A 19,118-nucleotide genomic window follows, 5' to 3' on the forward strand; every position below is an offset into this window, starting at 1 on the left:
ACTAAAAGAAATTGAACAAATGACTCCTTGGGAATATTCGCTTCGAACAAAAGCCTATTTACTGAATGAAAATGAAAAAGAACGAAGAGTTTATGCGACAGCTTTTGCGAATCGTTTATTTAAAGCAGAAAAGAAAGGCCGTTTTGCGATAAAAGATGTGAAAAGTATCTATGATTACGAAAGAAATGAACAAAGAATTTTAACAGATCTTCAACAAAAAAGTACACCGAAACAGGAGGATACTGAAAGTTTGTATGTAATGCGTAAACGGCTTTTACAAGCAAAAGAAATTGTGGCTAAAAAGAAGAGAAAGGAGGTAAATGATGGAGGAAACAAATGAGGTAACAAGTTCGCTAAAGCAAGCAGCTGAAATCTTAAGTGAGTTTTCAAAAATAGCTCAATCAGCTAGTCAAGTGAGTGTTCAGTTAGCAAACGCTATAGGAACCGTTGCAGGTGCCATGGACTTACTAAGTGTTTCAAGTGGTTTAGTATCAAGTGTTTTATCAGAATATGAAAAATATGGGCAAGCTTTTGTTAATGTTAAAGACTATTTAGTTGCATTGAATACGACACTTGGTGGAGAGTTTTTAAATAATATTACTAATACAGGTAATAAGATGTCTGAATACTTTTCAACTATGGATTCAACTGCCACAACAGCGATGTCTAATTTTCGCTCAGCAATTGAAGAATCTGGTGGAATCGTGCCCTTTTTCCAAGACAAAATTAGTGGAATGGTCACAAGTACGACAGAGCTATTTGGTGGTATGGTGACTTCTGTCTCAACATCAATGAAAAGTTTTAGGCAATCAGCAATGGTTGGGATGAATGGATTCAAACTTTCAATTGCAAATGCCGGTGGGATCGTACCCTTTTTCCAAAGCCAAGTTGCCAATATGGTTACAGGCGCGATGGGTGCTTTTCAATCGTTCAGTGCTTTTTTATTAGGCAATCCAATAGGTGTTGGCTTAGCATTGATCATTGGAGCGGTTGTAGCAATGACCGTTGCTTGGAAGTCAAATTTCAATAATATCCAAGGATTTGTTTCATCGGCATTTAATGTTATCAAAGGCTCAGTCACTAGTTTAGCACCCGTTTTTAATCAACTAATGGCGGTATTAAAACCAGTCGGAGCTTTTCTAATTCAAACGTTAGTGGTGGCTGCCGCCGCCGTGGTAGACGCCTTTAGATTTTTAGTTGTGACAGTAATGTCCGTTGTTAATGGCTTTATGACTCTGTTAACGCTAGGCAAAAGCGTTGGTAAATTATTATCAGGTGATTTTTCTGGTGCAGGTGAAGAATTTAATAAGGTCAAAGATAGTATTAGTGGTATAGTCGATGATTTTAAAAATCTAGGAGAAAACTCAGCTGTTAAAGGTGTACTGACAGAATCAACCAAAGAACTTGGGAAAGAAGCGACTATCACTGGTGACAAAGTAAAAGAAATGGGCGAAGCTTATAAAACAAGCTTAGATGAAGCTGGTACTAGGATCGATAACTTGAAATCTAAGTATTCAGAAGTCGGACAAGCTGCAATCACAGCTTTTTCTGGTGAAGGCTTGGAGCAATCCACGACCCGTTTTGAAGCGGCTGAGCAAATTATGGGACGACATGCTGATAATCTGAAATCAATCAAAGAAAAAGTCGGTGAAGAACTTGCCAAATCAGATGAACTCACAGGCGAGAAACAAATTGCAGCCCAGAGTAATGCCTATTCAATGATGATTACTCAGGCTAGTGTAGGAGCTAGCGAAATGTTGACAATTGCCAATGCCAACAAAGAAATGTTGCTCACAAATAAAACGTTAGAAGGGCAAGAGCTATCTGAAGAACAGCGAAAAACACTACAAGATCAAAATAATGCTGTTCGTGAAGGTTTAATGGAGCAGCAGCAATTAATCATAGAAGCTAGCCAAGAAAAACTAGCTTTAGGACAGCAACTTAGTGCAACAGAACTAGAAGCGACAATAAGTGCAACACAGGCTCTTTATCAGAATCGCAAAGATCAAATGTTAGCAAATGAAGCCGAAATTGCTGCGTTACAGCAACAAGTCAATGAAACCTCGGACGAAGTTCAAAAAGCCAATCTAAACCAGCAACTAACAGCCTTAACCTTACACAATGAGCAAGCCAAAGAACAGCAAGCTCTAGCAGGTGCAGACATGTTAACGATGTTGCAGCAAAACGAACAATTAAAAGCTGAAACTGTTTCAAACGGTTTAAAAGGTATGGGGGAAATGACGGGGCTAGAGTTAGCTAATATTGTCAGTAAATATGCTGAATCCAACAATAATGTCAACGATCAAATGACTGTACTGGCTGGGATTTTGCAAAGTAGAGGACTTGACGCTAGCGATGCGCTTTTAACTGCTTTACAAAGTGGTGATCTGACTCAAGTTGGGTCTCAGCTAAGTCAAAATGCAATTGAAGGAATCAGTAATTTACCAAATGAATTATTTTTACAAGGTGATATCGGCAAAAATAAATTAATTGAAGGGTTAAAAGCTGGAGAGCTGGATGCCACTGAAGTTGGAGCTTTGCTGATTAGTTCAATGAATACTGGTTCAGCCTCTAAAATTAGTGATGTTCAAACAGGAAGTCGACTTATTTCAACAGCTGGATCGGATGCTTTAAAACAAGGTGAAGGGCAACATAAAGCCTCTGGTGTTAGCAATGCAGGAGCTTATGTGGGAGGCATTACGCAACAGGCTAGTAACGCTGGTAATGCTGGACGAGTGCTTGCAGTAACTACAGGTAATGCAGCTGGTTCAGTCGATTTTTATTCGATTGGTTTCAATATGGCGGCAGGCGTCGCTAATGGAATTAGGGAAGGCCAAGGGGCTGCTGTGGAGGCGATGCGCCAACTAGTAAGTGCAGTCAATGAAGAAGCTAAGAAGAAAGCTGAAATCAAATCACCTTCAAGGCTATTTAGAGATACTGTTGGTAAATTTATCGCACAAGGTGTGGCAGTTGGAATCGAAGAAGATACAGCAGTAGCAGTAGCAAGTGCTAGAAATATGGTGACAGAGATCCAAGATGCAGTATCAGATAAAAATGCTAATATGCCTACTGCAACACTAAAAGTGGAACATGACGTGCAAAACAGCATGGTAAATCAGATGCATGAAATGATTGAAACAATCAAAAATATGAAAGTAGTCTTAGAAAGCGGCGCATTGGTTGGTGGAATCGGCAACCAGATGGATGGCTTTTTAGGTAATCAAGCTGGTTATGCAGGGAGGTATCGTTAATGGCAATAGAAATAACTGAATATATCGAGATGGGGCGTTTCAATAGTAAAGAAGCTGGTTATTATATTTTAGAACACGATTCTCCTAGTCCGGATGAACAAGAAATTATTGAAGGGATTCCTTTTATGCAAGGGGTTTATGATTTTTCAATGTTATTAGGCGAACGTGTTTTTGATAATCGTAAACTCACAATAAAATTGTACCGACCGTTAACGCTTTATGAAGACCGTAAACGTTTAGAACAAGAGGCAAAAGAACAATTGATGTTAAACAAAACTTCAGCAATTACTGATTCTTGGCTAGGTGGTTGTCACTGGCTAGGGAAGTGTACGAGTGTATTTGCAGATGACGATCAAAGTCGAAACTCATTGACTTTAACCTTAACTTTCGATTGTTATCCGTTTGCTTTGAAAAATGCTGCTGGTTATACAGATGAATTTGATGTGGATTATTTTGTTGATGGAGTCGATCAATGGACTGGATTTTTTGTGAAAGGGCAAAGAACTATTTTATTGATCAACGAAGGAGTCAATGCGACAAGTCCAACCATTACTGCAACTGGAAAAATGCAATTAATCACTGGAGCAGGTGAACGATTAGACATCCAAAAAGGACAAAATCAAGATTTGTTTTTCAAATTACAACGTGGTGAAAATTATCTTACCATTCACGGAAATGGTCATCTTAGCTTTGTTACAGAAACTGAGGTGATGGTGTAATGTATCGTGTAACGCTCTTTAAAAATGCACAAGACAAATCAGGAACTGTCATACATGAGCCAGCTAATTATGGGAACAAAGTCAACTCAGGCGACCTTGAACTATCATTAGAGGGTTTAGGGATCAGTACCTTTGAATTTTCCATCAATGTCAATAATCCACTATATAGAAAAACAGAACCTATCGTCAATTTGGTTACTGTTGCTGATCGGAATGGTCAACTATTTAAAGGAAGAGTCGCCAAAATTTCCAATACAATGAACAGCCAAGGTCACTTTATCGAAAAAATTCTATGTGAAGATCAAAAAGCCTTTCTATATGATAGTACGCAACAATATATGAAAGCTAAAATAATGTCTATTAGAGATTTTTTAGGAAAACTTTTGAGTGAACATAATGGCCAAGTAGAAGCAAATAAAAGGATCTATTTGGGCACAGTCACTGTAACGGATTCTGAAGCAGTTTACCGAGGCTCAGACTACGGAAAAACTGCTGATATCATAAAAAATCAATTACTAGATCGTTACGGCGGATATTTAGTTCTTCGAGAAAAAAACGGGCAGCTTTATCTAGATTATTTGGCAACGTTTGGTACTACTTCGACAACACCATTACAGATTGCTCGTAATTTAAAGAGTGCTAGCCGTGAAATTGATATTTCCGAATTAGCAACGAGAATTGTACCTGTAGGGAAAGATTTGGAAGTAAGTGGTGAAACAACGTCTGCAACCAGTCAGTTTCGTCCTAAAACAACGATCGAAAGTGTTAACAATGGAAAGAATTTTTTGGAAGATTCAACTCTTGTCAAAAAATTTGGTGTGATTCAAGCAATTGTCGACTTTCCTAATATAGAGGACAAAAATATGTTAAAACGTCGTGGACTGGAATTTTTGAATAATCAACGCCTGATGCTGATCACCTGGACCGCTGAAGTGATCGAGCTTGGCTTGTTGGATAAACGCTATGAAATCATTGCACTAGGCAATTCTTATCCAGTATCCAATCCTTATTTGTACGAGAAAGAGACGTTGCAAGTCATTGAGAAAAAAATTGATATTTTGAATCCGCAAAAGATTAGATTAACCATCGGCAGCGGGAAAAAAACATTCTCCCAATACCAACTGGAATATCAAGGGATGCGTCAAACAATTGAAATGGTCAAAACCAATGTGGGTGCCAGCAGTCGCACGGTCGATGACTTAAAGGTACAAGCGCAACAATTGAAAGAACAGACAGCGGTTTTACCAGAATTTGAGCGAACCTTAAATGAGCAGCAAGCAGGATTGAAAGAGCAGATCAATGGACTGGCGGAACAAAAAGAGTTGCTCCAAACGCAAGCAACGACCTTAACGGATCAGCAAATCAAAATAGCTGAACTTTTTACAATAATAAAAGAATTACAGAAAAAGTAGGTGAATAGAAAATGCCGGAACAAAAATTTTATGATACACAACCAACAGGTGAAAATCATGAGGTTGATTATAAAGACCCCACAGATGTTGAAGAAATCGAAGAAGCAATCAAATTTGGCGTAATCGATCCCTTGACCCAAAAGTATGCGTTATGGGTGAGAACAAAAATGTGGCGTCGTCATGTAAGAGAAGCGATTGCTAGAATATCAGAATATTCGAGTGTTTTATTCAACCGTATCAAAGAAATTGCTGAGAATACGGAAAAAAGACAAACACAAGTTGAACAACGGCAAACTCAGATAGAAGAGCAATTTAGAGCTGTTCAGCAAAATGCAACAGTTGATAGTGAATTGATTAATGCAAGAAATAGCGATTTGTATGGTAAATTTCCAGTGTTAGATGATCGATTAGAGAATATGGAACAATTACTTGTTAAATTTTTACCGATTGGTTTTGATGTGACGATCGATCACGCTTTAGGTGTACAACCCGAAGTTAATGTTCGAACATGGACTCACGGAATTGGCGTCATGAATTTGGGAACTGAGCCAACTGGATTATTTGGCGGTTCAGCAAGTCAGTCGATTCCTTGCCAAGTAACACATATTGGTGCTAATGAGAGCATCGTTTCACTGCCAGTTGAGTATAAAAATGAAGCCGAGCTAGTGATGCTAGATGAGTTGCATTATATGATTATCGATGAAGAAAATGTACGTTCAATTATTTTTGAATTACGTAAATAAGAAGGAGGAAAAATGATGGAATTAGAAAAAATTTATAGAGGAATGGAAAATGGAGCGGAAACGATTCAAAGTAATTTTTCTACGATAGAAAAAAAGGTAGAAGAAAATATAGTTGATATTGATAAGAATACAAAATTATTTACAAAGAGCCTTTTGATTACTGATAATTCATATTATTCTGAAGGGAGATTTACGTTTAAACGTATAGGTCAAGTGGTGACTCTCTCTATAATTATTACTTTAAAAGGTAAAGCGGAATGGCAAACAATTTTACCAAAAGATGCTTTTCCAAATGGTTTTTTACCAATTGCAAACGCAGATATAGCTGGTCCATTATCATCCAATTCACATGTAGGTTCATTTGCCAATATCTATATGAATAATGCTGGACTTAGAATAATTACAAATGGATCACTTAATTCAGATCAACTTCAAGGGTCTTATACTTATATTACTGATCAGAAATTCCCAGTAATTGAATCTTAAAATTATAAGAATAAGTAATCTATAAAAGGAATTGATAGTAAGTTTATGATCAACAAGTCTTTAATTCCCTAAAGTTTTTCCAAAATCATCAAGACTATACTTTCTTTTCTCCCTATAGAAAGTTATAATAAAAAGCGTATGATATAAGGAAAAGGGATGACGAATGAATAAAAATAAACTAATGCGTAATTTAGATAATAGAATTGATTATGGTGTGATTTTACCTGTATTCCTTCTATCGATCATCGGAATATTGTCACTTTATGTGGCGCTAAGCAATGATCCTAACCGACCAGAGATTGGTAATATGCTTATGAAACAAGGCTTATGGTATTTAGTCGGTGGTGTCAGTATTGTAATTGTTATGAATTTTAGTTCCAAACTTCTATGGCGATTGACCCCTATCTTCTATGCGATTGGTTTAGTCATGATGGGACTACTTTTAAAATTTTACGATCCTTATTTAGAATCACAAACCGGTTCTAAAAACTGGATCAGTATTGGCGGAACGACATTCCAACCTTCAGAATTAATGAAAGTCGCTTTTATCTTGATGTTGGCTTACGTAGTGACGATGCATAATGTGAAAAATGTCAATCGAACGTTAAAATCGGACTTTTGGCTGATTGGTAAAATGATGTTAGTCACGATGCCAGTCATTATTCTAATTTTACTACAAGACGATTTTGGGACGATGTTGGTTTTCTTAGCCATTTTTGGCGGAGTATTTTTAATGTCAGGGATTACTTGGAGAATTATTTTACCAACATTTTTGGCTGCGTTACTAATAGGTGCAGGAACAATTTATTTAGTGACAACGACTACGGGACGTGAATTTTTGTATTCTGTTGGCTTTAAACCTTATCAATTTGACCGAATCGATTTATGGATGAATCCTTTTCATCATGATCCAGATCGTTCTTTCCAACCAGCATTAGCAATAACTGCGATTGGTTCAGGTGGTTTACTTGGTAAAGGCTACAATGTCAGTGATGTTTATGTGCCAGTTAGAGAGTCAGATATGATTTTCACTGTTGTCGGTGAGAACTTTGGTTTCATTGGCGGCTGTTTTATTATTTTGCTATACTTTATCTTGATTTACCGCATGATTCGTGTTTGTTTTGAAACAAATAATGAATTTTATGCCTACATTGCAACAGGGATTATCATGATGATTCTGTTCCATGTATTTGAAAATATTGGTGCAAATATTGGGCTATTGCCTTTAACAGGAATTCCATTACCATTTATTAGTCAAGGTGGTTCCTCGATTTTGGGCAATATGTTAGGCGTAGGATTGATTATGTCAATGAAATATCAAAAAGAAGCAACAATCGAAGACTATTAAATGAAAGAAGGCGTTAAAATGTACACATTTTTCTGGTATCCAAAATGTTCAACTTGTAAGAAAGCAAAGGCTTGGTTAGATGAGCATCAGGTAAAATACGAAACAATCGATATGATCGAAAATCCACCCACTGCAAAACAATTAGCAAGTTGGATGGAGCAAAGTGATTTACCAGTCCGCCGTTTCTTTAATACAAGCGGCATCCGCTATAGAGAACAAGGTTTGAAAGATAAAGTCAACGACTTTTCAATCAAGGAAGCAAGTGAATTATTAGCAACTGATGGTATGTTGATCAAACGTCCGATTTTTGTTAAAGGAGAGCAATTTTTAGCAAACGGATTTAAAGAATCTGATTACAAAGGAGCTACTCAATAATGGCGGAAGAATTGAAAATAATCGATAGCTTGTGGCTCTTAAAAACAGATGCTGGCTATAAAATCGGTTTGACCAATGAAGCGCAAGAAGATCTAGGCAATATTACGTTTGCAACCATGCCGAAAGTAGGGCAAACGTTGAAAAAAGGAGAGTCATTGATCGAATTGGAAGCTGAAAAAGCAGTCAGTGAATTTAGTACACCTCTTAGCGGGACGATTTCAGCGATCAATGAAGCGGCTGAACAAGATCCGAGTACATTGGATGATGCTGATCAAAAGAACGCTTGGATCGCCATTCTAACCGATATCGATGAAGCAGAATTAAGCTAAGCGTGAAAATGATTGACAAGCGATTTGGATATTGCTATAATTTCATCAATATAAAGTGAAAGCTTTGAAAAGAAGAGTACATGTCAAACGTGTTTGAAGAGAGCCTTGTTCGCTGAAAATGGGCAGCATAGTTGAGATGGAAGATGGTCTTTGAGCAGAATAAGTGAGCGCATGTGAACTTATTACGGGAGTGCCCGTTATAGCACAATAGTATGCGAATTCAAGTACTGTATAAGGCTATTATTGTGAAATAATGGTAAATCAAGGTGGTAACACGAAAGACAAGCTTTCGTCCTTTTGTCAGATCGATGACATGGGGCGGAAGCTTTTTGCATGTTCAACACAGTTTACAAAGTAAACTGATGTTGAACAGTACTTGGCGAACGAAGTGAGAGAAGTTTCCTTACTAGTGAATTACATTCCAGGCAGTAGATTAATCACACTGTATTATAAAAAATAATCTACCAGCTATTTCACAACGCAAAGCAAATCATGTAGTATAATAAAAAAGAAGCAAAACCAAAGAAAGTGGAGGGGAAGAAATGCCTCTAATTGAATTACAAAACGTACAAAAACAATTTTCCGGTAAAAGTGGGCAAGTAACAGCGGTGAAGGATGTTTCACTAACGGTTGATCAAGGAGATATTTATGGAATCGTTGGTTATTCAGGCGCTGGTAAAAGTACCTTGGTTCGTTTATTAAATGGTCTAGAATTACCAACACAAGGAGAAGTCATTATTCAAGGTCAAAATGTTGCTCAAATGGCCAACCGAGAGTTACGCCAATTTCGTAAAAAGATTGGGATGATTTTTCAGCACTTTAATCTATTATGGTCAAGAACGATTTTAGAGAATATTATGTTACCTTTAGAGCTAGCAAATGTTCCAAAGAAAGTCAGAAAAGAACGAGCACAAGAACTTTTAAGCTTAGTTGGATTAGAAGGTCGTGGAGATGCTTATCCAAGTCAATTATCTGGTGGACAAAAACAACGTGTAGGGATTGCTCGAGCATTAGCCAATAACCCTGAAATTTTACTTTGTGATGAAGCAACAAGTGCATTAGATCCACAAACTACAGATGAAGTATTGGATCTGCTTTTGGAAATCAATCAAACGTTGAACTTAACCATTGTTTTGATTACCCACGAAATGCACGTGATCCGAAAAATCTGCAACAAAGTTGCAGTAATGGAACAAGGCCAAATCGTTGAAGAAGGTGATGTTTTAGAGGTCTTTAGACATCCTAAACAAGTTGTTACGAAACGTTTTGTTCAACAGGAATTAGAACCAAAAGAAGATACAGAAGAGCTGTTACAAGAGCTGATCAAAGAAAATCCAGCAGGACTTGTCGCAACACTGCAATTTAGCGGTGATAATGCCAACGAGCCTGTGATCTCACAAGCAATTCGTCAGTTTGCTGTAGATATCAATGTGGTTCAAGGTCAAGTTCAACAAGCAAAAGAAGGAGCCTTTGGGACCTTGACTGTCATGATTACAGGAACAACTAGTGAAATAGATAAGGCATTGGCATTTTTCAATGAAAAAGAAGTTGTGATGGAGGTGATTCACCGTGGCGAATGAAACATTTGCAGAGAAATATTTAAACTTTAGCCGAGTGAATCCAGAATCAATGCAGCAGGCGGCGATTGATACATTATTTATGACGGTCGTTGCGATGATTTTTGTTATTATTATTGGTTTTTTATTAGGTTTGTTATTATACAGTTTAAGCCGTAACAAATCACCTTTTGCAAAAATTTGCTATAGTATTTTATCAGTCGTTAGCAATATTTTCCGCTCGATTCCTTATATCGTGTTGATTATCTTGTTGATGGACTTTTCAAGAAAATTAGTTGGCACAGGAATTGGCGCAAAGGCAGCAATTCCATCATTGATCGTATCAGCTGCGCCATTTTATGCCCGCTTAGTCGAAATTGCTTTTCGTGAAGTGGACAGTGGTGTGCTAGAAGCAGCAGATGCAATGGGGGCTTCTAAAATTCAAAAAATCTTTAAAGTCTTGATCCCTGAAAGCACACCAGCGTTATTATCGGGTGTAACGCTAACAACGATCACAATGATTGGCTTTACAGCAATGGCTGGGATCATCGGTGGCGGCGGTCTTGGTGGTTTAGCATATCAAGAAGGATTTAGTCGTAACAATAATACAGTCACGTTGGTTGCAACAGTTTTAATCTTGGTTATTGTGTTTATTATTCAGTTTGTCGGCGATCAATTAGTGAAACGCTCTGACAAACGATAAACAATCAAAATAGAACATAATTGGAGGAAATATATGATGAAAAAGAAATTATTCGGTTTAGCAGCATTGGCAGTTGTAACATTTGGTTTAGTTGCTTGTGGAGGCGCAAAGGACAAAACAACTGATAGTAAATCAGCAGGATCTGCAAAAGAATCTTCAGTTTTAAAAGTCGGTGCATCAGCTTCACCTCATGCAGAAATCCTTGAACAAGTTAAACCAATTTTGAAAAAAGAAGGTGTTGATTTAGAAATCGTTCAATTCGATGACTACATCTTACCAAATAAAAACTTAGCTGAAGGCGATATCGATGCCAATTACTTCCAGCATATTCCGTACTTTAATTTACAAGTCAAAGAAAACAAATATGATTTTGCCAATGCTGGCGGTATTCATATTGAGCCGATGGGTCTATACTCAAAACGAATCAAAGATATTAAAGACTTAAAAGACGGTGCAACGATCATTACGTCAAATTCAGAATCTGACTGGGGTCGAATTATTACGATTTTACAAGATGCAGATTTAGTTACGGTTAAAGATGGTGTTGACTTAGAAACAGCGACATTTGAAGATATTGATAAAAATCCTAAAAACTTGAAATTTATCCATAATATCAATCCAGAGGTACTAACTACAACGTACAATAACGATGAAGCAGATCTTGTAGCAATCAACGCTAACTTTGCTTATAGCGCAGGGTTGAACCCGTTGAAAGATTCAGTTTTACTTGAAAAAGACAACTCACCATATGTAAATATTGTGGCTGTTCGTTCTGAAGATAAAGATAGTGATAAGATCAAAAAATTAGTTGATGCATTGCATAGTAAAGAAATCCAAGATTGGATTCTTGAAAAATGGGATGGATCTGTAAAACCAGTAGATAAATAATAAAAAAGACAGAAAAAATTTTAATCGATTTTTTCTGTCTCTTTTTATTATTTTTGTATCATTTTTTCTAAAATATCAATGAAAATAGGATCAGCATTAAATGGATGAATATAGTGGAAATGTTCACCGCCATTTTCCATAAAATAGCCATAATTTTCTTTTTCAATTTCTTCTATCGTTTCTAAACAGTCAGAAACAAAACCAGGTGTCAGAATCAAAATATTTTTAGCTCCCTGCTTAGGTAACTCTTTTAACGTTTGATCAGTAGCTGGTGTCAGCCATTCAGCAGGTCCAAATTTTGATTGAAAGGTGCTAATGTGCGAAACATCACCGACCTGTTCCATAACAGCTTGGGTCGTTTGTTGACAATGCTCTAAATAATGATCGCCTTTTTCTACATAAGAAACTGGAATACCGTGATAAGAGAACACAATTTTATCTATTTTTCTTTCTGTTAAAGCTTGTTTGATTTGATTCGCTAAGGCTTCGATATATAATGGCTCATCATAAAATGATTGAATAAAATGTAAGCTAGGAATCGCTTCAGCTTTCAAATAAAATTTTGCTACTTCGTCGAATATTGGCGCTGTAGTCGTTGTTGAATATTGGGGATACAATGGAATGATCGTCAAATCAGTTACCCCTAAATCATGCATCTCTTGTAACACTTCTGGAATCAAAGGGCTGCTGTATGACATGGCATAACGCACAACTTGATCTGGAAAGCGTGCTTGCAGTTGCTTCGTTTGTGATTGAGTATAAATAAGTAACGGTGAACCAGCTTCTTGCCAGATTTGTTGGTACAAAGCAGCAGATTTTTTTGGTCTGGTTCGTAGAATGATCCCATGTAAAACAGGAAGCCAAATCAAACGATTAGTATCGATCACTCGTTTATCTCCTAAAAAGCGTTTAAGATAAGCTCGAACTTCCTTGGTTTCAGGTTTATCTGGTGTACCAAGATTAACAAGAATGATGCCTTTTTTAGACATTAAAAACCCTCTTTTCGATTGGCTGGACAAAATGATTTTTGCTCTAGTCAAAATTATTCTGAAATCGTTGTAAATTATCTCACAATATGTGGGGAAAATCAAAGTAATCAGGAATGTATAAAAGCAAGTAACAGAGTAAAATCCAAATAAAAGAACAATAGTTAATTTAGAAAGATTCTAATTAAGTCCACTTTTTCACAAACAAAAGCTAGCTTAATTAAGAATTATTCTAGTAAAGAGATTGCTTATCATTCTCAATTAGGATAAAATGAATGAGAACGATAAAATAATTATTTTTAAGTTGGAGGGAATTATACATGTCCGTTTTAGAGATTAAAAATTTACACGTATCAATCGAAGATAAAAAGATTTTAAAAGGTGTGAACCTGACCATGAAAACAGGAGAAATCCACGCGATCATGGGACCAAACGGAACAGGTAAATCAACGTTATCTGCTGCGATCATGGGAAATCCAAACTACGAAGTCACAGAAGGTGAAATTCTTTTTGACGGTGAAAATGTCTTAGAACTTGAAGTAGATGAACGTGCTCGCTTAGGTCTATTTTTAGCGATGCAATATCCAAGTGAAATTCCAGGTATCACGAATGCCGAATTCATGCGTGCAGCGATCAATGCTAAACGTGATGAAGACGACAAAATTTCTGTGATGCAGTTTATTAAAAAATTAGATAAAAAAATGGAACTACTAAATATGCCCGAAGAAATGGCTGAACGTTATTTGAACGAAGGTTTCTCAGGTGGAGAAAAGAAACGAAATGAAATCTTACAATTATTGATGCTAGAACCAACATTTGCCATTTTAGATGAAATCGACTCTGGTTTAGATATCGATGCTTTAAAAGTTGTCTCAAAAGGCGTGAATGAAATGCGTGGCGAAAACTTTGGTGCATTGATCATCACTCACTACCAACGTCTATTGAACTATATTACACCAGATGTGGTGCATATCATGATGGAAGGCCGTGTCGTGAAAACAGGCGGTGCTGATCTTGCAAAACGTTTAGAAGCAGAAGGCTATGCTGGAATCAGTGAAGAATTAGGTATCGAATACAAAGAAGAAGCGTAAGGAGGACAAGATAAATGAAAGACATCACAACAGCAAATTATCTTGACGACATCAAAGCTTTTTCAGCACGTAACGAAGAACCCTCATGGATGACGGACTTGCGTGCAGCGGCTTTAGAAAAAGCTGAAAACTTAGAATTACCAAAGATTGAACGAGTGAAATTTCACCGTTGGCCTTTGTTTAATGTAAATACAGAAGAATATGCACCACAAGCGATGAATATCCCTAGCTTTGACGCAATGAAAGACAATCCAGTCATCGTACAACAAGGATCGATCACAGCCTTTGAACAACTTTCAGCGAAATTAGCCGATCAAGGCGTGATTTTCGCTGACATATTTACAGCGATGCAAGAGCATGGCGATCTAGTCAAAGAATACTATATGACGAAAGCTGTAGAAATGGACGAAGACAAGCTAACGGCTTTCCATACAGCGTTTATGAACAGTGGTGTATTTTTATATGTACCTAAAAATGTAGTGATCGAAGAACCGATTGAATCGATCTTTATTCAAGATTCAGATAGTGAACAATCTTTCTTCAAACATGTTTTGATCATTGCAGACGAGCACAGTGAATTCAGTTATTTAGAAAGATTCCAAACAATCGGCGAAGGGAAAGCAAAAGTTTCGGCAAACATCGTTGTTGAAGTAATCGCTAAAGCAGGATCAAAAGTGAAATATTCTGCAGTCGACCAATTAGGCGAAAATCTTTCGACTTACATGAACCGTCGTGGACATATTATGCGTGATGCATCTGTTGATTGGGCTTTAGGCGTAATGAATGATGGTGACGTGGTTGCTGATTTTGATTCAGATTTAGTTGGTGAAGGTTCTCATTCAGAAGTGAAAGTTGTGGCAATCAGTGCTGGTAAACAAACACAAGGTATCGATACGCGTGTAACCAATAAAGCCTCTCACTCAGTGGGACATATTTTACAACATGGGGTAATTCGTGAACGTGGTACTTTAACATTCAACGGAATTGGTCATATTCTAAAAGGAGCTAAAGGGGCAGATGCTCAACAAGAAAGTCGTGTCTTAATGCTTTCAGACAAAGCCCGTGGTGATGCCAATCCTATTTTATTGATCGATGAAAATGAAGTAACTGCAGGACATGCGGCCAGTGTTGGTCGTGTTGATCCAGAAGAAATGTACTATTTAATGAGTCGTGGTCTTCGAAAAGAAGAAGCAGAACGTTTGGTTATCCGTGGTTTCTTAGGTTCCGTGATCACAGCGATTCCTGTAAAAGAAGTGCAAAAAGAATTTGTAGACGTAATTGAAGGGAAGTTGAATGCATGATAAACGCAGATAAGATTCGGCAACAGTTTCCCATCTTGTTTCAAGAAGTAAATGATGAGCCGCTTGTTTATCTGGATAATGCAGCAACAACTCAAAAACCCCAAACAGTTTTAGATAGACTGACTTATTATTACGAACATGATAATGCTAATGTTCACCGTGGTGTGCATACGTTGGCAGAACGTGCGACCAAAGATTATGAAGCGGCTCGTGAAAAAGTTAGAGCTTTTATCAATGCGAAAGAAACAGCGGAAACGCTCTTTACCCGAGGCACAACGACGAGTTTAAATTGGGTCGCAAAAAGCTATGGCGATTTAGCGGTTGAAGCAGGGGATGAAATCGTGATTTCCTATATGGAGCATCACTCTAATATTATTCCTTGGCAACAACTAGCAGAACGCAAAGGCGCAACCTTAAAATATATTGAGATCACAGCAGATGGCTTTTTAGATATGGAAAGTGTGAAACAACAAATTACGGATAAAACCAAGATCGTTTCTATCGCACATGTATCCAATGTTTTAGGCGTGATCAATCCAGTGGCAGAGTTGGCAGAGCTAGCTCATAGTCACGGTGCTGTCTTAGTTGTCGACGGTGCTCAAGCTGTACCGCATATGTCAGTGGATGTTCAAGCAATCGATGCTGATTTTTACGCATTTAGCGGGCATAAAATGTGTGGTCCAACTGGAATTGGTGTATTATATGGAAAACGTGAATTGCTAGATCAAATGGAACCAGTTGAATTCGGTGGGGAAATGATCGATTTCGTGAATTTGTATGACAGTACCTGGAAAGAACTGCCTTGGAAATTTGAGGCAGGAACACCAAATATTGCTGGAGCAATCGCTCTAGGTGCGGCAATCGATTTTCTAACGGAGATTGGTTTAGAAGACATTCATCAACATGAAGCGGAATTAGTGGCTTATGTATTACCAAAACTATTAGCGATTGAAAGTCTGACGGTTTACGGACCACAAGATCCAGCTCATCATACAGGTGTTTTGGCATTTAATTTGGATGGCTTACACCCACATGACACGGCGACAGCTTTGGATATGGAAGGTGTGGCAGTTCGGGCAGGACATCATTGTGCGCAGCCATTACTGAACTATTTAGACGTTCCGGCGACAGCCCGTGCAAGCTTCTATCTTTATAATACCAAGGAAGATGCTGATCGATTGATCGAAGCAATTTTAGCGACAAAGGAGTTTTTCCGACATGGCTCTATCTAAATTAGATAATTTATATCGTCAAGTGATTTTAGATCATTCAAGTCATCCTCATCATCATGGGACATTGGCAGAATCAAGCAAGAAAATCGAAATGAATAACCCGACTTGTGGAGATGTGATTGAATTGCAAGTAACTATCCAAGACAATATCATTAAAGATATTGCGTTCAGCGGAAGTGGTTGTTCGATCAGTACAGCGAGTGCTAGTATGATGACAGATGCGGTGATTGGGAAGACATTAGCTGAAGCAGAACAGCTAGCTGAAGATTTTTCTCAATTGGTACAAGGAAATGACGTACCAGAAGAAGAAAAACTAGGTGACGCAGCAATGCTTAGCGGTGTGGCAAAATTCCCGGCACGGATCAAATGTGCAACACTTGCTTGGAAAGCGTTAGAACAAGCGGTTGAAAATGATGGACAAGGAACCGCAGGACAATTACACTGCGAAGAATAAAAATATAAATCAAGAGGAACGTTGTTTCCTTTTAGTTCGAACTTATATTTAAGGGAAGGTGAAATAATGAGCAACGTACCAGAGTTAGAAGAATATAAATTTGGTTTCCACGATGATGTGAAACCGATCTTCAGTACAGGAGATGGACTAACAGAGGAAGTCGTTAGAGAAATTTCACGTAAAAAAGAAGAACCAGAATGGATGTTGGAATTCCGTTTGAAATCATTAGAACAATTCCACAAAATGCCAATGCAGGAATGGGGACCAGATTTATCTGATATCGATTTTGAAAAAATCAAATATTTCCAAAGAGCCAGTGACAAACCGGCTCGTGACTGGGATGATGTACCAGATAAAATCAAAGAAACCTTTGAAAAAATCGGAATTCCAGAAGCAGAACGTGCTTATCTAGCTGGAGCTTCAGCGCAATACGAATCAGAAGTGGTTTACCACAATATGAAAGAAGAATTCCAAAAATTAGGAATCATCTTTACAGATACTGATTCAGCGTTGAAAGAATACCCTGATTTATTCAAGAAATACTTCTCAAAATTAGTGCCACCAACAGATAACAAATTAGCTGCACTAAACTCAGCGGTTTGGTCTGGCGGAACGTTTATTTATGTACCGAAAGGTGTTCGCGTAGATGTCCCATTACAAACCTACTTCCGGATCAATGCGGAAAATACGGGACAATTTGAACGTACACTGATCATCGTGGATGAAGGCGCAAGTGTTCACTATGTAGAAGGCTGTACCGCACCTACGTACACAAGCAATAGCTTACACGCAGCGATCGTTGAGATCTTTACCCATAAAGATGCCTATACACGTTACACAACGATCCAAAACTGGTCAGATAATGTATATAACCTAGTAACCAAACGTGCTAAAGCTTACGAAGGAGCAACCGTTGAGTGGATCGATGGAAACCTAGGAGCAAAAGCAACGATGAAATACCCAAGTGTCTATCTAGATGGAAAAGGCGCACGCGGCACGATGCTATCGATCGCATTCGCCGGCGAAAACCAAATCCAAGATACAGGGGCAAAAATGATTCATAATGCACCAAACACATCAAGCTCGATCGTCTCAAAATCGATCGCTAAAGATGGCGGAGAAGTGAATTACCGTGGTCAAGTAACATTTGGGAAAGATAGTGCGGGCTCGATTTCACACATTGAGTGTGACACGATCATCATGGATGATAAATCGAAATCAGATACGATTCCGTTTAATGAGATTCATAACAGTCAAGTGGCGTTAGAGCATGAAGCCAAAGTTTCGAAAATTTCGGAAGAACAGCTTTATTACTTGATGAGTCGTGGCTTGTCAGAACAAGAAGCGACTGAAATGATCGTTATGGGATTTGTAGAGCCGTTTACGAAGGAATTGCCGATGGAGTATGCGGTTGAACTTAATAGATTGATTTCTTATGAGATGGAAGGCAGTGTAGGGTAACCTGCAATTATAGGTCAGAAACACTTTAAACAAGGTGTTTCTGGCTTTTTTTAGTTAAATTATATTATAGTCTGAATTTCACTCATCTAATATTTTATGTGCATGATTAGTCATATATTAAATATTAAGCAAACGATACAAGGAAGTTATATTCGCTACTATATCCTAATTTTGCCAATAGAAATAGTACAGAATTATGATTTTTACACATATGGCGTTGGTATTCAGATTTATATTAGACACGATGATGGAGCCATCAACTATTGGAAATCTGCGTTGATTGTGGGAAGATCAGGTAATAGACAGGACAAATTGAAAGGACGGCTCTAAGAAAATAGGTATCTTATAAAAAATCAATATAGATATTTTTTCTTACTCTTGGTATGATTAGGTAAAAAGGAGAATTGAAATTGATTGAACCCATTTTAACTGCAATTAGCACAATCATAACTCTAGTTACAACAGTATTAGGTATTTTTAAAGAAAAGAAAGCTATAGAAAAGACAGAAAAATCAATAAATAATCAAGATCAAAAATTTAACAATATAACAACACAAGGTGATAATTCAGCTATAAATATTAATGCAACTCAAATTCAACAATCAGTTGTTGTAAGAAATCATCAAGAATATAAAATAAAAGATGAAAAATTTAAGGAGAATCTTACAAGATTAAAAGGGTATAACAAATTCTTCTTAATAGTGCTTCCAGTATTGATGTTTGTTTTAACTTATTTTAAGAAAATTGGATCAATTGATTATGCCATTCGTATTAGTGTAATAG

The 19,118-nt window shown here is 37.4% G+C and carries 18 protein-coding genes, 1 pseudogene and 1 other annotated feature; of the genes and pseudogenes, 18 read left to right on the forward strand and 1 reads right to left on the reverse strand.

Going from position 1 to position 19,118, the window contains the following annotated elements:
- Positions 1–19 precede the first annotated feature (19 nt).
- The 12 genes from A5819_RS12475 (at position 20) to A5819_RS12530 (ending at position 11,810) form a co-directional block, all read left to right on the forward strand.
- Positions 20–340 carry a hypothetical protein gene (locus A5819_RS12475; protein WP_086279100.1) on the forward strand — a complete coding sequence of 107 codons (321 nt, stop codon included), beginning with the start codon at positions 20–22 and terminating at the stop codon, positions 338–340.
- Entirely contained in the window at positions 324–3,251 is a 2,928-nt protein-coding gene (locus tag A5819_RS12480) for a hypothetical protein (RefSeq protein WP_086279101.1), read from the forward strand. The genes A5819_RS12475 and A5819_RS12480 overlap by 17 nt, the downstream gene beginning before the upstream one ends.
- The gene (locus A5819_RS12485; RefSeq protein ID WP_086279102.1) at positions 3,251–3,970 is read left to right on the forward strand and encodes a hypothetical protein; all 720 of its coding nucleotides are present in this window, start codon (positions 3,251–3,253) and stop codon (positions 3,968–3,970) included. Before A5819_RS12480 ends, A5819_RS12485 begins: the two co-directional genes overlap by 1 nt.
- Positions 3,970–5,382, forward strand: a complete 1,413-nt coding sequence (locus tag A5819_RS12490; protein ID WP_086279103.1) for a phage tail protein — start codon at positions 3,970–3,972, stop codon at positions 5,380–5,382. The genes A5819_RS12485 and A5819_RS12490 overlap by 1 nt, the downstream gene beginning before the upstream one ends.
- 11 nt (positions 5,383–5,393) lie before the next feature.
- Positions 5,394–6,125, forward strand: a complete 732-nt coding sequence (locus A5819_RS12495; protein ID WP_086279104.1) for a hypothetical protein — start codon at positions 5,394–5,396, stop codon at positions 6,123–6,125.
- Positions 6,126–6,140: 15 nt separating this feature from the next.
- The gene (locus A5819_RS12500; RefSeq protein WP_086279105.1) at positions 6,141–6,611 is read left to right on the forward strand and encodes a hypothetical protein; all 471 of its coding nucleotides are present in this window, start codon (positions 6,141–6,143) and stop codon (positions 6,609–6,611) included.
- A gap of 163 nt (positions 6,612–6,774) precedes the next feature.
- A complete protein-coding gene (locus A5819_RS12505) occupies positions 6,775–7,959 on the forward strand; it encodes an FtsW/RodA/SpoVE family cell cycle protein (RefSeq protein ID WP_086279106.1) in 1,185 nt (394 codons plus the stop codon).
- An 18-nt stretch (positions 7,960–7,977) separates the two neighbouring features.
- On the forward strand, positions 7,978–8,334 hold the full coding sequence (locus A5819_RS12510) for an arsenate reductase family protein (RefSeq protein WP_086279687.1): 357 nt from the start codon (positions 7,978–7,980) through the stop codon (positions 8,332–8,334).
- Entirely contained in the window at positions 8,331–8,663 is a 333-nt protein-coding gene (locus A5819_RS12515; RefSeq protein WP_303393683.1) for a glycine cleavage system protein H, read from the forward strand. Before A5819_RS12510 ends, A5819_RS12515 begins: the two co-directional genes overlap by 4 nt.
- Before the next feature lie 55 nt (positions 8,664–8,718).
- Positions 8,719–8,963: a binding site (T-box leader), on the forward strand.
- Positions 8,964–9,205: 242 nt separating this feature from the next.
- Positions 9,206–10,243: a methionine ABC transporter ATP-binding protein gene (locus tag A5819_RS12520; RefSeq protein WP_086279107.1), complete on the forward strand. Its 1,038-nt coding sequence runs from the start codon at positions 9,206–9,208 to the stop codon at positions 10,241–10,243.
- A gap of 49 nt (positions 10,244–10,292) precedes the next feature.
- The gene (locus A5819_RS12525; protein ID WP_176271467.1) at positions 10,293–10,922 is read left to right on the forward strand and encodes a methionine ABC transporter permease; all 630 of its coding nucleotides are present in this window, start codon (positions 10,293–10,295) and stop codon (positions 10,920–10,922) included.
- A gap of 36 nt (positions 10,923–10,958) precedes the next feature.
- Positions 10,959–11,810: a MetQ/NlpA family ABC transporter substrate-binding protein gene (locus tag A5819_RS12530; protein ID WP_086279688.1), complete on the forward strand. Its 852-nt coding sequence runs from the start codon at positions 10,959–10,961 to the stop codon at positions 11,808–11,810.
- 47 nt (positions 11,811–11,857) lie between these two features.
- Here A5819_RS12530 and hemH read toward each other — a convergent pair whose 3' ends face one another.
- Positions 11,858–12,799 (reverse strand): ferrochelatase, encoded by a 942-nt coding sequence (gene hemH / locus A5819_RS12535; protein ID WP_086279109.1) that lies wholly within the window; start codon positions 12,797–12,799, stop codon positions 11,858–11,860.
- Positions 12,800–13,116: 317 nt separating this feature from the next.
- Here hemH and sufC point away from each other — a divergent pair, with 317 nt between their 5' ends.
- The 6 genes and pseudogenes from sufC to A5819_RS12565 form a co-directional block, all read left to right on the forward strand.
- The gene (gene sufC, locus A5819_RS12540; RefSeq protein ID WP_086279110.1) at positions 13,117–13,887 is read left to right on the forward strand and encodes a Fe-S cluster assembly ATPase SufC; all 771 of its coding nucleotides are present in this window, start codon (positions 13,117–13,119) and stop codon (positions 13,885–13,887) included.
- Between the two features lie 14 nt (positions 13,888–13,901).
- Positions 13,902–15,188, forward strand: a complete 1,287-nt coding sequence (sufD, locus tag A5819_RS12545) for a Fe-S cluster assembly protein SufD (RefSeq protein WP_086279111.1) — start codon at positions 13,902–13,904, stop codon at positions 15,186–15,188.
- A complete protein-coding gene (locus tag A5819_RS12550; RefSeq protein ID WP_086279112.1) occupies positions 15,185–16,420 on the forward strand; it encodes a cysteine desulfurase in 1,236 nt (411 codons plus the stop codon). The genes sufD and A5819_RS12550 overlap by 4 nt, the downstream gene beginning before the upstream one ends.
- Complete coding sequence (gene sufU / locus A5819_RS12555; RefSeq protein WP_086279113.1) at positions 16,407–16,874, forward strand: Fe-S cluster assembly sulfur transfer protein SufU; 468 nt, start codon at positions 16,407–16,409, stop codon at positions 16,872–16,874. Before A5819_RS12550 ends, sufU begins: the two co-directional genes overlap by 14 nt.
- 66 nt (positions 16,875–16,940) lie before the next feature.
- Complete coding sequence (gene sufB, locus A5819_RS12560) at positions 16,941–18,335, forward strand: Fe-S cluster assembly protein SufB (RefSeq protein ID WP_086279114.1); 1,395 nt, start codon at positions 16,941–16,943, stop codon at positions 18,333–18,335.
- A 410-nt stretch (positions 18,336–18,745) separates the two neighbouring features.
- A pseudogene (locus tag A5819_RS12565) lies at positions 18,746–19,118 on the forward strand (hypothetical protein); the annotation flags it as partial.

It is taken from the genome of Enterococcus sp. 7E2_DIV0204 (assembly GCF_002140855.1).
Lineage (GTDB): Bacteria > Bacillota > Bacilli > Lactobacillales > Enterococcaceae > Enterococcus_L > Enterococcus_L lemimoniae.

Excerpts from the sequence above, each read along its gene's own strand:
- A5819_RS12475 (WP_086279100.1), top strand. The coding sequence starts at position 20 with ATGACTCCTTGGGAATATTCGCTTCGAACAAAAGCCTATTTACTGAAT.
- A5819_RS12480 (WP_086279101.1), top strand. The coding sequence starts at position 324 with ATGGAGGAAACAAATGAGGTAACAAGTTCGCTAAAGCAAGCAGCTGAA.
- A5819_RS12485 (WP_086279102.1), top strand. The coding sequence starts at position 3,251 with ATGGCAATAGAAATAACTGAATATATCGAGATGGGGCGTTTCAATAGT.
- A5819_RS12490 (WP_086279103.1), top strand. The coding sequence starts at position 3,970 with ATGTATCGTGTAACGCTCTTTAAAAATGCACAAGACAAATCAGGAACT.
- A5819_RS12495 (WP_086279104.1), top strand. The coding sequence starts at position 5,394 with ATGCCGGAACAAAAATTTTATGATACACAACCAACAGGTGAAAATCAT.
- A5819_RS12500 (WP_086279105.1), top strand. The coding sequence starts at position 6,141 with ATGGAATTAGAAAAAATTTATAGAGGAATGGAAAATGGAGCGGAAACG.
- A5819_RS12505 (WP_086279106.1), top strand. The coding sequence starts at position 6,775 with ATGAATAAAAATAAACTAATGCGTAATTTAGATAATAGAATTGATTAT.
- A5819_RS12510 (WP_086279687.1), top strand. The coding sequence starts at position 7,978 with ATGTACACATTTTTCTGGTATCCAAAATGTTCAACTTGTAAGAAAGCA.
- A5819_RS12520 (WP_086279107.1), top strand. The coding sequence starts at position 9,206 with ATGCCTCTAATTGAATTACAAAACGTACAAAAACAATTTTCCGGTAAA.
- A5819_RS12525 (WP_176271467.1), top strand. The coding sequence starts at position 10,293 with ATGCAGCAGGCGGCGATTGATACATTATTTATGACGGTCGTTGCGATG.
- A5819_RS12530 (WP_086279688.1), top strand. The coding sequence starts at position 10,959 with ATGAAAAAGAAATTATTCGGTTTAGCAGCATTGGCAGTTGTAACATTT.
- hemH (WP_086279109.1), bottom strand. The coding sequence starts at position 12,799 with ATGTCTAAAAAAGGCATCATTCTTGTTAATCTTGGTACACCAGATAAA.
- sufC (WP_086279110.1), top strand. The coding sequence starts at position 13,117 with ATGTCCGTTTTAGAGATTAAAAATTTACACGTATCAATCGAAGATAAA.
- sufD (WP_086279111.1), top strand. The coding sequence starts at position 13,902 with ATGAAAGACATCACAACAGCAAATTATCTTGACGACATCAAAGCTTTT.
- A5819_RS12550 (WP_086279112.1), top strand. The coding sequence starts at position 15,185 with ATGATAAACGCAGATAAGATTCGGCAACAGTTTCCCATCTTGTTTCAA.
- sufU (WP_086279113.1), top strand. The coding sequence starts at position 16,407 with ATGGCTCTATCTAAATTAGATAATTTATATCGTCAAGTGATTTTAGAT.
- sufB (WP_086279114.1), top strand. The coding sequence starts at position 16,941 with ATGAGCAACGTACCAGAGTTAGAAGAATATAAATTTGGTTTCCACGAT.